The following is an 11737-nucleotide window of genomic DNA, read 5'->3' as shown; positions in this document are numbered from 1 at the left end:
GCGGAGGCACCTCATCCGTCACTTCCGCCTCACCCGTTGGCGGTCTGCGGATGCTGTGCACGCGCGCAGTTGGGCACGCGGCAACCGCCCCGCCGAGGCCACGGTGACCCGCGAGAGCGCACCCCGGTCCGGCGGGCCGCGGTGCACGACGCCCCGGCCCGCTCGTACGGTGTCGCGCAGCCGCATCCGTATTCGCCGCACCGCCGCCGGAGGACCCATGACGGACCACCCCGACCACCTCGCCGCAGCCTGGAGCGACCTCGTCACCACCGCCCGCCGGACCGTCGCCGACGGCCTGGTCGTCGGCACCTCCGGCAACGTCTCCTGCCGCCTGAAGGACCTGGTCCTGGTCACCCCCAGCGGCGTGCCCTACGACCGGCTCGGCCCCGGCGACCTCACCGCGGTCGACCTGGAAGGCCACCAGATCATCGGCACCCTCCGGCCGACCAGCGAACTCCCGATGCACCTGGCGGTCTACCGCAGCACCCCGGCCGCCGCCGTCGTCCACACCCACGCCCCGTACGCCACCGCCGTCTCCACCCTCGTGCCCCAACTCCCGCCCGTCCACTACATGACCGCGGCCCTCGGCGGCCCCGTCCGCGTCGCCCCCTACGCCCTCTACGGCAGCGACGAACTCGCCGCCCACATGCTCGACGCGCTCCGCGACCGCACCGGCTGTCTGCTGCAGAACCACGGCACCATGACCTACGGCGACAGCCTCGGCGAGGCCCTGGACCGCACCGCCCAGCTGGAGTGGATGTGCCGCGTCTGGCTCACCGCCCAGTCCGTCCCGGGCCACACCCCGAGCCTGCTGTCGGACGGGCAGCTCGACGCGGCCGCGGCCCGGCTGCGCGGCTACGGGCAGCAAGGCCGCGGCACGGACTGACCGCCGCCGGCCCGGCCGCCCGGCCCCTCACCCGCACGACCGCCGCCGGGTGGCCGCACCCGGCGGCGCTGCGCACACTGGTGAGGTGCGCCTGGGTACTGCGGCGGCCGCGGCCGCCATCACCGTGATAGGTGCCGGGGCGGCCGCCGTGGCGGTCGGCCGGTACGCCAGCGACACTGCCCTGAAACCCTCGCCGGATCAGCCGTTCCCGGGCGACTCCCGGCTCACCGTGCACTCCGCCACCGAGAGCCGCATCGCCCTCACCCGCAGCCTGGCGACCCTGCGGCCCGGCACCTACGGACTCACCGGCAGCGGCTGCCACGCGGTCGTCGGCTCGGTCGTCCACGGCATCCCGCACCCCGCCGACGCGGTCGTCCGCCGCCTGGAGCGGGTCACCCACGGCACCCTGCGCCCGGGCCACCGGATGCGGCTCACCCCGCAGGTGCACCTCGGCAACCCCCGGGACGCCCTCGGCCTCGACCACGCCGACGTCGACGTCCCCGGTGAACTCGGCGCGCTCCCCGCGTGGTTCGTGCCCGGCGTCCGCGACACCTGGGTGATCACCGTCCACGGCCTCGGCACCACCCGCGAGCACCCCATGGTGGTCATGCCGTTCCTGCACCGCCACCGGCTGCCCGTCCTCGACCTGGCCTACCGCAACGACCCCGGTGCCCCGCGCACCGCGGACGGCATCCACCACCTCGGCGACACCGAATGGCGCGACGTGGACGCGGCGATCCGCTACGCCGTCCGCTACGGCGCCCAGGCCGTCGTCCTCCACGGCTGGTCCACCGGCGCGACCATGGCACTGCGGGCCGCCACCCGCTCCGCGCTGCGCGACCGGATCAGCGGGCTCGTGCTGGACTCCCCGGTCCTGGACCGGGGCGCCACGATCCGCGCGCTGGCCGGCGCCCGGCGGATCCCGCGCGCCCTGATGCCGCTGGTGGTGCGCGCCGCCGAGGGCTCCACGGGGGTACCCCTGGACCGGCCCGCCGACGCCGTCGACCCGGCGGAGCTGGACATCCCCACCCTGCTCTTCCACGGCCCCGACGACCGGATCGCCCCCTGGACGGCCTCCCGCTCGTTCGCCGCCCGCCGTGGCGACCTGATCACGCTTCAGCCGGTTCCGCATGCCCCGCACGCCGCGATGTGGAACGCCGACCCCTCGCACTACGAAGAGGCCCTGCGGCGCTTCCTCACCCCTCTCATGTAGCCCGTGGTCCCGCTGCCGGGCACCGCCCGCGTGAAGCCCGGGCATACGGCGGGACAACTCCCCTCATCAGGGATGGGGCGGTGCAATGGCACGGTCGGGGAGAGCCGCGAGGGGGTTCCGATTGGGCTTTCGGGCCGCCAGCGGCAACACTGCTCCTGTGACGTCCCGTACCCCGCGCGACTCCCGGCTCCGACTCGTCCCCCGTCAACCGGTTGCGGCCGCCCGCCGAGCGGTGACAACCAGGACCAAGCGCCCGGCGCCCCGCCCGCCCGAGGGCACCCCGCCGCCGGCGGAGCTGGCCCGGCAGGCCCGCGCCGTGCTGGCCGGCGCGGCCCGCCTCGCCCGGTGGGCCGACAGCGCCGGCAACACCGGCGGCAGCCTGCGCGCCGGCCCCGACGGCGCACTGCCGGAAGCGGCGGTGGAACGCGCCGCCGAGGCGCTGCGCCTGACACCGCGGCAGGTCCGCGTCGACTGGGACCGGGCCCGCCTCGCCGGACTCGTCGAACTGCACGACGGCCTGGCCCGCCCCGGCTGGCGGCTGCGCGCCTGGGACCGCGACGACACCGCCGTGCTGCGCGGCTGGGTCGCACTGTTCGACGCCTGGTCGCTGGCCCGCCCCGCCCCGGCCGCAGCCGGCCCCGCGATGGTCGCCGAAGTCGTCGAGGCGCTGCCCCAGTTGCTGTCCCTGCTGCACCTGTCGGCCGGGCCGGTCCAGCTGCCGGTGCTGCTGGACATGCTGGACCAGCGCGTCGCCGAGCTGCGGACCGAGCGCTGCGAGGTCCCCTACGGCCAGGAGCCCGCCCCCGGCGGCACCGACGACGCCGCGGCCGCGGCCGACGACGCCGCGGGGGCGTCGCTGGCCGAGCTGCTGGCCTGGGCGCTGGACGCGCTGCGGATCGTCGGCGCGCTGGTGCCCCCGGGCGGGGCGCCGGACGGCGTCCACGAGGCCGTCCACGAGGCGTCCGAGGCGCAGCTGACCCCGCTCGGCAACTGGTCGGTGTGGGTCAAGCTGGAACAGATCTGCGTCGCCGCGCAGAGCCCGGCCGGCCACATCGAACAGTCCGCCGAGGCCATGCTGCGGGGCTGCGCCCGCCTCACCCCCGGACCCGCCCGCACCGAATACCGCGCCTGGCTCGCCGCCCGCTCCGTCGGCGCGGCCGTCGAGGAACTGCTGACCGTGGCCCGCGGCGAGGACGCCCTGCTGCGCGGCCTGGCCTTCGAGGCGCTGCGGGCGGTCGGCGCACCGGCCGAGGCCGCCGTCCGCGCCGCGGCCGACGAGCCGGCCCTGCGCCCGTACGCCCTGCTGTGGCTGGTCGAGCACGAGGGCGGCGACCCGGAGACCGCCCCCGACGTGCTCACCCGCGAGGAGTCGACCTGGCTCTGGGTCGACACGGCGGCGGCCGTCGCCGACCACGGCGAGACCCAACTCCTGGTCCGCCACCTGGATTCGGCGGTCCAGGGCTCCGTCCCCCGCCTCCTGGAGGAGGTCCGCGCCGTGGGCCACCCCCGCACCGTCCAGGTACTGGTAGCCCTGGCCGCAGCCCACCCCGACCCGGCCCTGGCCAAGGCGGTCCGACGGGCGGCCTTCCAAGTGCACACGGGTGGGGTTTGACGGCTGTCTGTCTTCCCACGTTGTCGGCTGTCCCGCCGTGGGGGTTTGTCGCCGTTGCGCCTGCGGCGGGCCGGTCCGCTGCGCTTGACCGTTCTTCCCACGTTGTTTTCTGCGGCGCCGTGGTGTCGTCTCGCCGTTGCGCCTGCGGCGGGCGGTGGGTGTCGGGTGCGGTGACGGACCTCCGGGGTCGGTGTGTGGGACTGCTTCGCTTTACGTCCCACACACCGACCCCTCCGGCCCGTCCCCTCCCGTGGGAGGGAGAAGTTTCGGTGGGTGGGGGCGGGCGTACACAGGCCGTTTCACCGTGACCGACAAGGTGCACCGCACCACTTACGTTCACCCCCACCGGCCGTCCTTCCCTCCCACAACGGGAGGGGGCGGGCCGGAGGGGCCTGGTGTGTGGACGTAAAGCGAAGCAGTCCACACACCAGGCCCCGGAGGTCCGTCACCGCACCCAACAGCCCCGCGCAGCGGACCCGCCCGCCGCAGGCGCAACGGCGGGAAGGGCAGAAACGGGGCCGAGGCCAAGCGCAGCGGACCGGCAGGCGCAACGGCGGGAAGGCCGACAACGCGGGAAGCCGGCCAAGCGCAGCGGACCGGCAAAACGGCGAGAAACCCCCACCCGCGGCGGGAAAGACAAAAACGTGGGAGGAAAAGCACTTGCAGAGGTTCGTTAGACTGCCTCCCATGGCAGTTCTCCCTTGGGTTCATTAGACGGCGCAGCTCGCTCTCGGACCGTCCGTCCAATCCGCCGTCTTTCCGACCCTGGAGTTTTCCCGTGATCACCGCCTCCGGCCTTGAGCTGCGTGCCGGCGCCCGCGTTCTCATCGAGTCCGCCTCCTTCCGTATCGCCAAGGGCGACCGCATCGGCCTGGTGGGCCGTAACGGCGCCGGCAAGACCACCCTCACCAAGGTGCTGGCCGGGGAGGGCATCCCCGCCGCCGGCACGGTCACCCGCGGTGGCGAGGTCGGCTATCTGCCGCAGGACCCGCGCACCGGCGATCTCGACGTGCTGGCCCGCGATCGCATCCTGTCCGCCCGCGATCTGGACTCCGTGCTGCGCAAGATGCGCGAGAACGAGGACCGGATGGCGAACGGCAAGGGCGCCACCCGCGAGAAGGCCATGCGCAAGTACGAGCGCCTGGAGACGGAGTTCCTGACCAAGGGCGGGTACGCCGCCGAGGCGGAGGCCGCGACCATCGCCGCCAGCCTGGGCCTGCCCGACCGGATCCTCGGCCAGCCGCTGCACACCCTCTCCGGTGGTCAGCGCCGCCGCGTCGAGCTGGCCCGGATCCTGTTCTCGGACTCCGACACCCTGCTGCTCGACGAGCCGACCAACCACCTCGACGCCGACTCCATCGTCTGGCTGCGCGACTACCTCAAGACCTACCGCGGCGGCTTCATCGTGATCTCCCACGATGTCGACCTGGTCGAGACCGTCGTCAACAAGGTCTTCTATCTGGACGCCAACCGCTCCCAGATCGACATCTACAACATGGGCTGGAAGCTCTACCAGCAGCAGCGCGAGGCCGACGAGAAGCGCCGCAAGCGCGAGCGGGCGAACGCCGAGAAGAAGGCCGCCGCGCTCAACACCCAGGCCGACAAGATGCGGGCGAAGGCCACCAAGACCGTCGCCGCGCAGAACATGGCCAAGCGCGCCGACAAGCTGCTGGCCGGTCTGGAGGCGGTGCGCGCCTCCGACAAGGTCGCCAAGCTGCGCTTCCCGGACCCGGCGCCCTGCGGCAAGACCCCGCTGACCGCCGAGGGCCTGTCGAAGTCCTACGGTTCGCTGGAGATCTTCACCGATGTCGACCTGGCCATCGACAAGGGCTCCCGGGTCGTCATCCTCGGTCTGAACGGTGCCGGCAAGACCACCCTGCTGCGGCTGCTGGCCGGCGTCGAGACCCCGGATACCGGCGAGGTCCGCCCCGGGCACGGCCTCAAGCTCGGCTACTACGCCCAGGAGCACGAGACCCTGGACCCCGACCGCACGGTCCTGGAGAACATGCGCTCCGCCGCCCCGGACATGGACCTGGTCGCGATCCGCAAGACGCTGGGTTCCTTCCTCTTCTCCGGGGACGACGTCGACAAGCCCGCCGGGGTGCTCTCGGGCGGCGAGAAGACCCGGCTCGCCCTGGCGACCCTGGTCGTCTCCTCCGCGAACGTCCTGCTGCTCGACGAGCCCACCAACAACCTCGACCCGGCCAGCCGCGAGGAGATCCTCGGCGCGCTGCACACCTTCACGGGTGCGGTGGTCCTGGTGTCGCACGACGAGGGAGCCGTGGACGCGCTGGAGCCGGAGCGGATCATCCTGCTGCCCGACGGCGTCGAGGACCTGTGGGGCCAGGACTACGCGGATCTGGTCGCGCTGGCCTGACCGCGGCGGATGGATCATGCCGTATGGATCATTCGGCCGATGTGTGATCCATCATCTGAGTGAGAACGGCTCGTACACCGGCGAGCCTGCGGCGAAGGGCCGGGCCCATGGGGCCCGGCCCTCACCTTTTCGGCCGCATACCACCTGACCTGCCACTTCTCGGGGAAATCCGGGCGCGGGGGGCCTTCCGGGCAGTCGGAATCAGGCGTTCCGGGCCGGTCGGCGGGGTGTCCGACGGCAAAGGATGTCGTAGAGACCTTGCGGAATGGGTGGCCAGGAAGCCGGGGAGGGGTGATCATGAGAGTCCAGAGCGCACTTCCCACGAGGAGGCACGGGTGGCCGAGACTCTGAAGAAGGGCAGCCGGGTAACCGGCGCCGCGCGCGAGAAGCTCGCGGCAGACCTGAAGAAGAAGTACGACTCCGGTGCGAGCATCCGGGCGCTGGCCGAGGAAACCGGCCGCTCCTATGGATTCGTGCACCGGATGCTCAGCGAATCCGGTGTGGTCCTGCGCGGTCGTGGCGGTGCCACGAGGGGCAAGAAGGCCGCTTCGGCCTGACGGCCACGCCTTGAGTGCAACGGTCTCCCCCCGGTCGGTGAAGCCGCCGGCCGGGAGGTTACCGTTCAGTCACTTACGCACGCAGGTGCGGCTGGCTGACTCGGAGGCGCTGATGACCCTGCTCGACAAGGACGGTGTGCGACTCACCGTGGACGATGCCATCGCCACGGTGACCCTCGCCAACGCGGCCAAGCGCAATGCGCAGTCTCCGGCCATGTGGCGGGCGCTCGCCGAAGCGGGCTCGCTGCTGCCGGGAAACGTACGGGTCGTGGTGCTGCGCGGTGAGGGCAAGTCCTTCTCCGCGGGTCTGGACCGTCAGGCGTTCACGCCCGAGGGCTTCGACGGCGAGCCGTCGTTCATCGATCTCGCCCGCGGCACGGACAGTGCCTTGGACGACACCATCGCCGAGTACCAGGAGGCGTTCACCTGGTGGCGGCGCACCGACCTGGTGTCCATCGCCGCCGTGCAGGGGCACGCCATCGGTGCGGGCTTCCAGCTCGCGCTCGCCTGCGATCTGCGGGTGGTCGCGCCGGACGTCCAGTTCGCCATGCGCGAGACCAGCCTGGGCCTCGTACCGGACCTGACCGGCACCCATCCGCTGGTCGGGCTGGTGGGCTATGCCCGGGCGCTGGAGATCTGCGCCACCGGGCGCTTCGTACATGCCGAGGAGGCCGAGCGGATCGGCCTCGCCAATCTTGTGGTGCCCGTCGAGGAGCTCGACGGCGCGGTGGCCGATCTGGCCGCCGCACTCACCGCCGCGCCGCGGGACGCCGTGATCGAGACCAAAGCCCTGCTGGCCGGTGCCGCGGGCCGCAGCTACGAGGAGCAGCGCACCGCCGAGCGGGCCGCGCAGGCACGCCGGCTGCGCGACCTGGCGGGCGTGGGGGAGTAGCGCCCGGCGCGAAGAGCGCGGGACACGGCCGGCCGGGGTGCCCGCGGGCGCCCCGGCCGGCCGTGCTCAGTTCTGCTGCTCCACCGCCGTGACCAGCACGGCGACCGTCGACACCGCGGGCGGGGCGCTCGCCACCGTCCGTCGCACGGCGGCCGCGACATCCAGCGCCCGGTGGCCGGGCGCGGTCGCCAGCTGGATCAGCGCATGCCCGCCGGTGAGGGCCACCGGACGCGACGGGCCGAGCGCGGGTGCCAGCCGGGCGACGCCGTCGACACCCAGCACGAGCGCGGCGATCCCGGCCGCTCCGTCCTGGGTCGCGCCGCCGCGTCCTTCCTTCACCGGCGCGGCGGTCGGGCCCTCCGCCGGTTCGGGCGGTGTCTCGGGCGGCCCGGCTGCCTCTTCCGCGGAGGCCCCGTCCAGCAGCCCGCTGACCCGCAGGTCCACCACGCCCACCACCAGCCCCAGCTCCCGGACCGACGCCTCCAGCAGCGCCGCCCGTACCTGGTCGGCGACCGCGGGCAGCGGCCGGTCACCGGCGGCGGCGAAGTCCGCCTCGATCCGCAGCGGGCCCGGCGGCAGCCCGCTAGGCGGCGCCGGCACCGCCGGCTGCGGCGCACGGCCGGGGTCGGCGACCGACAGCCGCAGCGTCCCCGGGCGGACCCCGGCCGGTGTCCCGGCGGCCCTGAGCAGGGCCCCGGCGGCGGCCCGCTCGGTGATCCACGAGCCGTCGGCGGGTCCGCCGAGCGGCAGCACCCGGCCGATGTCGAGCTGTGCCCGTACCGCCTGCGCCCACTGGTTCGCGGCCACCGCGTCACCCCTTCTCCCGGCAGGTCCCCGGACCTCTTCCGGGCACGTCCCGGTCCACGTCCCACACTGCCGCAGACCGGCCCCCGCGGCGGTGCGGTGTGCCGACGGCGTCGTGGGGAGCACTCCGCTGCCGCATCCCCGGAGCGATCCGGACAAACCGGACCTACTGTGGGCAGCGGAGCGGGCGGACCGCTTCTCCCGGCGGAAAGGGACATACGGCGATGAGCGAGAGCCAGCAGGACGTGGCACCCCGGACCCCGACCAAGCGGGGCGGCGGCGACCCCGCCACCCGTGGGCGGACCACCATCGCCGACGGTGTCGTGGAGAAGATCGCCGGACTCGCGGCCCGGGACGTCCTCGGGGTGCACGCCATGGGCAGCGGCCTGGCCCGCACGCTCGGCGCGGTCCGCGACCGGGTGCCCGGCGGCGGCCGTTCGGCGACCGCCACCCGCGGGGTCAAGGCCGAGGTCGGCGAGGTGCAGACCGCGCTGGACCTGGAGATCGTGGTCGATTACGGCGTCGCCATCGCGGATGTCGCGCGGTCGGTGCGGGAGAACGTCATCGCGGCGGTGGAGCGGATGACGGGCCTGGAGGTCGTCGAGGTCAACATCGCGGTCAGCGATGTGAAGCTCCCCGACGAGGCGGACGACGATGACGAGGGTGAGCCGCGGCTCCAGTAGCCGGGTCCGTCCCAAGCGGCAGCGAAGGAGCGCACGATGAGCATGGCCGTGGCCGGTCTGTTGGCCGGCATGGCGCTGGGCTTCGCCGGATACTTCGGCGGCTTCGGCGCCTTCGTCCTGGTGGCGGCGCTGGGCGTCATCGGGTTCGTGGTCGGCCGATTCCTCGACGGGGATCTGGAGGCCGGCGAGTTCTTCCGTCCGCGCAGCAGCGACCGCGACGACCGGCGGCGGTGAGGGGTGACGACGGTGTCCCCGCCCGGCGCGGTGGCGGCGGGTGAGCGGGGCTCGACCAGGATCGCGGACCGGGTGGTGGCGAAGATCGCCGCCCAGGCGGCCCGGGAGGCACTGCGCCGCGAGTCGCCGCGGGACCGGACCGACGCCCATGCGACCGTGACCGTGCACCGGCGCGAGGAGCGGCAGTACTTCGGCGAGGCACGGGTGCGCATCGCCATGGAGCTGGGCTACCCCTGCGACATCGGTGCGCACAGCCGTGTGGTGCGCCGTCAGGTCACCGAGCGGGTGCAGACGCTGGCGAACATGACGGTGCCCGAGGTCGCGGTGGAGGTCGAGCGGCTGCACTCACCGCAGCTGGACCGTACCGACCGCGGGAGGGTGCGATGAGCGACGACGAGGCACGGCCGGCGGACACCCGGCGGCTGCCCACGCTCGACAAGACCGAGGACACCACGGACCCGGCGGACGGCGCGGCGCGGACCGGTCCGGACGAGACCGCGACGGACACCGGCGACGACGGCCGCGACGGGCGCTTCTGGTCGGCCCGCCGGGTGCCGGCCGCCGTGGTCGCGCTGCTGCTGCTGGCCGCCGCCGGTCTGCTGCTCTACGACGTGGCCGCGGTGCGCGCCCACCACTCCTCGATGGTCTGGCGCCGGCGCCTCGCCCATGAACTGGCCACCCGCCCGCTCGACAGCCCCTGGGTGCTGGGCGCCGCGGCGCTCGCCGTGGTCCTCGGCAGCTGGCTGTTCGTGCTGGCCGTCACCCCCGGGCTGCGTCAGGTGCTGCCGATGCGGCGGTCGGTACCGGACGTCCGGGCCGGGCTGGACCGGGCCGCCGCCGCGCTGGTGCTGCGCGACCGGGCCATGGAGGTCGCGGGCGTCCAGTCCGTACGGATGAAGGTCGGCCGCCGCAAGGCCAAAGCGCGGGCCGTCTCCCACTTCCGCGAGCTGGACGAGGTCCGCGGCGACCTCGATGTCTCCCTCGGCGAGGGGCTGCGACAGCTCGGGCTGGCACGCCGGCTGCGTCTGACGGTGCGCGTCCGGCGCCCGAAGAAGGGGTGAGTACGGATGCACAGGGTGCGTGGAACGATCAACCGGGTGCTGCTCGGTCTGGCCGGAGCGGTGCTGTGCGGCACCGGCGCCGCGGTGCTGTTCGGCGGCCTGGGCCTGCCCGCGAAGTGGCATCTCCACCTGCCCGCCGGCTGGCCCTGGCACGGTCCCGGCGCGGTGCTGCTCCCCGCGCGCGACCGCACCCGCTGGACGCAGCAGGGCTGGTGGTGGCCGGTCGTCATCGCCGCCCTGGCCGTCTTCGTGCTGCTGATGCTGTGGTGGCTGCTGTCCCAGCTGCGGCGCCACCGGCTGCAGGAGATCCTCGTCGACAGCGGCGACGGCGAGGGCGCCGCCCTGCGCGGGCGGGCGCTGGCGGCGGCCCTCGCGGCCGAGACGGAGTCCCTGGACGGCGTCGACCGGGCCGGTGTGGTGCTGACCGGCCGCCGGACCGCGCCCCGGGTGCGGGGGCTGCTTGCGCTGACCCCGCACGCCGACCCCAAAACCGTCCTGCGGCGGCTGTCCCACGAGGCGATGGCGCACGCCCGCCGGTCGGCCGGGCTCGAACAGCTGCCGGCCGAGGTCCGGCTGCGTGCGGTCAAGCACCGGCCCGAGCGGGTCAGTTAGGGCCTGCCCGGGGCGCCGGGCGAAGGCGCCGGCCCCCGGCGGCGCGTCAGAAGCCGCGCCGGGCCCCGCCGTCCACCGGCACCATCACCCCGGTGACGTACGAGGCGGCCGGCGACAGCAGGAACGCCGTGGTCCGGCCGAACTCCTCCGGAGTGCCGTAGCGGCCCAGCGGGATGGCCGCGCAGTTGCGGGCGCGGCTGGCCTCCGGGTCGCCGGAGAGCGCGTCGAGCTGGGTCATCCGGTCGGTGGCGATCCGGCCGGGCAGCACCCCCAGGACGCGGATGCCGCGCGGCCCCACCTCGTTGGCCAGCGACTTGGCGAAGCCGGCCAGCCCCGGGCGGAGCCCGTTGGAGACGGTCAGGCCGCTGATCGGCTCGTGCACCGACCCGGACAGCACCATGCCGATCACCCCGCCCTCCGGCAGCTCGGCGGCGGCCGCCCGGGCCAGCCGCACCGCGCCGAGGAACACCGAGTCGAAGGCCGACTGCCACTGGGCGTCGGTGGTGTCGGCGGCGCTGCCGGGTGCCGGGCCGCCCACGCTGATGAGCACGCCGTCCAGCCGGCCGAAGCGCTCGCGGGCCGTCGCCAGCAGGCGGTCGGCGGCACCGGCGTCGGCGTTGTCGGCCGCCACCCCCAGGGCGCGTTCGCCCAGCTCGGCGGCGGCCGCGGCCGCGCTCTCCTCGGTGCGGCCGGTGACGACCACGCGGGCGCCTTCGGCGACCAGCGCACGGGCGGTGGCGAAGCCGAGACCGCGGGTCGCCCCGGTGAGCAGGTACGTCCGGTCAGTGAGTCCGAGATCCATGGCC

General features: G+C 74.3%; 13 protein-coding genes. 11 read left to right on the top strand and 2 right to left on the bottom strand.

The features are described from left to right. Positions 1-217 precede the first annotated feature (217 nt). The 6 genes from ACQP17_RS08805 to ACQP17_RS08780 all read left to right on the top strand — a co-directional run bounded on the left by ACQP17_RS08805 (position 218) and on the right by ACQP17_RS08780 (position 7537). Complete coding sequence (locus ACQP17_RS08805) at positions 218-886, top strand: class II aldolase/adducin family protein (protein ID WP_364877245.1); 669 nt, start codon at positions 218-220, stop codon at positions 884-886. An 85-nt stretch (positions 887-971) separates the two neighbouring features. Next, entirely contained in the window at positions 972-2099 is a 1128-nt protein-coding gene (locus tag ACQP17_RS08800; RefSeq protein WP_433855765.1) for an alpha/beta hydrolase, read from the top strand. Between the two features lie 157 nt (positions 2100-2256). Further along, the gene (locus ACQP17_RS08795; RefSeq protein ID WP_433855764.1) at positions 2257-3711 is read left to right on the top strand and encodes a hypothetical protein; all 1455 of its coding nucleotides are present in this window, start codon (positions 2257-2259) and stop codon (positions 3709-3711) included. 778 nt (positions 3712-4489) lie between these two features. Further along, entirely contained in the window at positions 4490-6088 is a 1599-nt protein-coding gene (abc-f, locus tag ACQP17_RS08790) for a ribosomal protection-like ABC-F family protein (protein ID WP_433855763.1), read from the top strand. 335 nt (positions 6089-6423) lie between these two features. Then, a complete protein-coding gene (locus tag ACQP17_RS08785) occupies positions 6424-6645 on the top strand; it encodes a helix-turn-helix domain-containing protein (RefSeq protein ID WP_006606369.1) in 222 nt (73 codons plus the stop codon). 112 nt (positions 6646-6757) lie between these two features. Continuing rightward, the gene (locus ACQP17_RS08780) at positions 6758-7537 is read left to right on the top strand and encodes an enoyl-CoA hydratase/isomerase family protein (RefSeq protein ID WP_364884195.1); all 780 of its coding nucleotides are present in this window, start codon (positions 6758-6760) and stop codon (positions 7535-7537) included. Between the two features lie 66 nt (positions 7538-7603). On the opposite strand, the gene ACQP17_RS08775 is transcribed toward ACQP17_RS08780, so the two are convergent. Next, the gene (locus ACQP17_RS08775; protein ID WP_433855762.1) at positions 7604-8344 is read right to left on the bottom strand and encodes a hypothetical protein; all 741 of its coding nucleotides are present in this window, start codon (positions 8342-8344) and stop codon (positions 7604-7606) included. Positions 8345-8565: 221 nt separating this feature from the next. Between ACQP17_RS08775 and ACQP17_RS08770 the strand changes: the two genes are divergently transcribed. The 5 genes from ACQP17_RS08770 to amaP are packed head-to-tail and all read left to right on the top strand — an operon-like array spanning position 8566 to position 10931. Beyond that, a complete protein-coding gene (locus ACQP17_RS08770) occupies positions 8566-9024 on the top strand; it encodes an Asp23/Gls24 family envelope stress response protein (protein ID WP_433855761.1) in 459 nt (152 codons plus the stop codon). A 36-nt stretch (positions 9025-9060) separates the two neighbouring features. After that, entirely contained in the window at positions 9061-9258 is a 198-nt protein-coding gene (locus ACQP17_RS08765; RefSeq protein ID WP_364884203.1) for a hypothetical protein, read from the top strand. Positions 9259-9261: 3 nt separating this feature from the next. After that, the gene (locus ACQP17_RS08760; protein ID WP_433855760.1) at positions 9262-9645 is read left to right on the top strand and encodes a hypothetical protein; all 384 of its coding nucleotides are present in this window, start codon (positions 9262-9264) and stop codon (positions 9643-9645) included. Then, on the top strand, positions 9642-10319 hold the full coding sequence (locus ACQP17_RS08755; protein ID WP_433855759.1) for a DUF6286 domain-containing protein: 678 nt from the start codon (positions 9642-9644) through the stop codon (positions 10317-10319). Before ACQP17_RS08760 ends, ACQP17_RS08755 begins: the two co-directional genes overlap by 4 nt. Positions 10320-10325: 6 nt before the next feature. Continuing rightward, on the top strand, positions 10326-10931 hold the full coding sequence (amaP, locus tag ACQP17_RS08750) for an alkaline shock response membrane anchor protein AmaP (RefSeq protein WP_433855758.1): 606 nt from the start codon (positions 10326-10328) through the stop codon (positions 10929-10931). A gap of 46 nt (positions 10932-10977) precedes the next feature. On the opposite strand, the gene ACQP17_RS08745 is transcribed toward amaP, so the two are convergent. Next, positions 10978-11733, bottom strand: a complete 756-nt coding sequence (locus ACQP17_RS08745) for an SDR family oxidoreductase (protein ID WP_433855757.1) — start codon at positions 11731-11733, stop codon at positions 10978-10980. Positions 11734-11737 lie beyond the last annotated feature (4 nt).

This window comes from Streptomyces kronopolitis, assembly GCF_050953795.1.
Lineage (GTDB): Bacteria > Actinomycetota > Actinomycetes > Streptomycetales > Streptomycetaceae > Streptomyces > Streptomyces kronopolitis_A.
The sequence above is the reverse complement of the archived record's forward strand: the minus strand, read 5'-3'. Positions and strand labels throughout refer to the sequence as shown.

What these genes read in the sequence shown, in the direction of transcription:
- ACQP17_RS08805 (WP_364877245.1), top strand. Translation starts at nt 218, where the DNA reads ATGACGGACCACCCCGACCACCTCGCCGCAGCCTGGAGCGACCTCGTC.
- ACQP17_RS08780 (WP_364884195.1), top strand. Translation starts at nt 6,758, where the DNA reads ATGACCCTGCTCGACAAGGACGGTGTGCGACTCACCGTGGACGATGCC.
- ACQP17_RS08770 (WP_433855761.1), top strand. Translation starts at nt 8,566, where the DNA reads ATGAGCGAGAGCCAGCAGGACGTGGCACCCCGGACCCCGACCAAGCGG.
- ACQP17_RS08765 (WP_364884203.1), top strand. Translation starts at nt 9,061, where the DNA reads ATGAGCATGGCCGTGGCCGGTCTGTTGGCCGGCATGGCGCTGGGCTTC.
- ACQP17_RS08755 (WP_433855759.1), top strand. Translation starts at nt 9,642, where the DNA reads ATGAGCGACGACGAGGCACGGCCGGCGGACACCCGGCGGCTGCCCACG.
- amaP (WP_433855758.1), top strand. Translation starts at nt 10,326, where the DNA reads ATGCACAGGGTGCGTGGAACGATCAACCGGGTGCTGCTCGGTCTGGCC.
- ACQP17_RS08745 (WP_433855757.1), bottom strand. Translation starts at nt 11,733, where the DNA reads ATGGATCTCGGACTCACTGACCGGACGTACCTGCTCACCGGGGCGACC.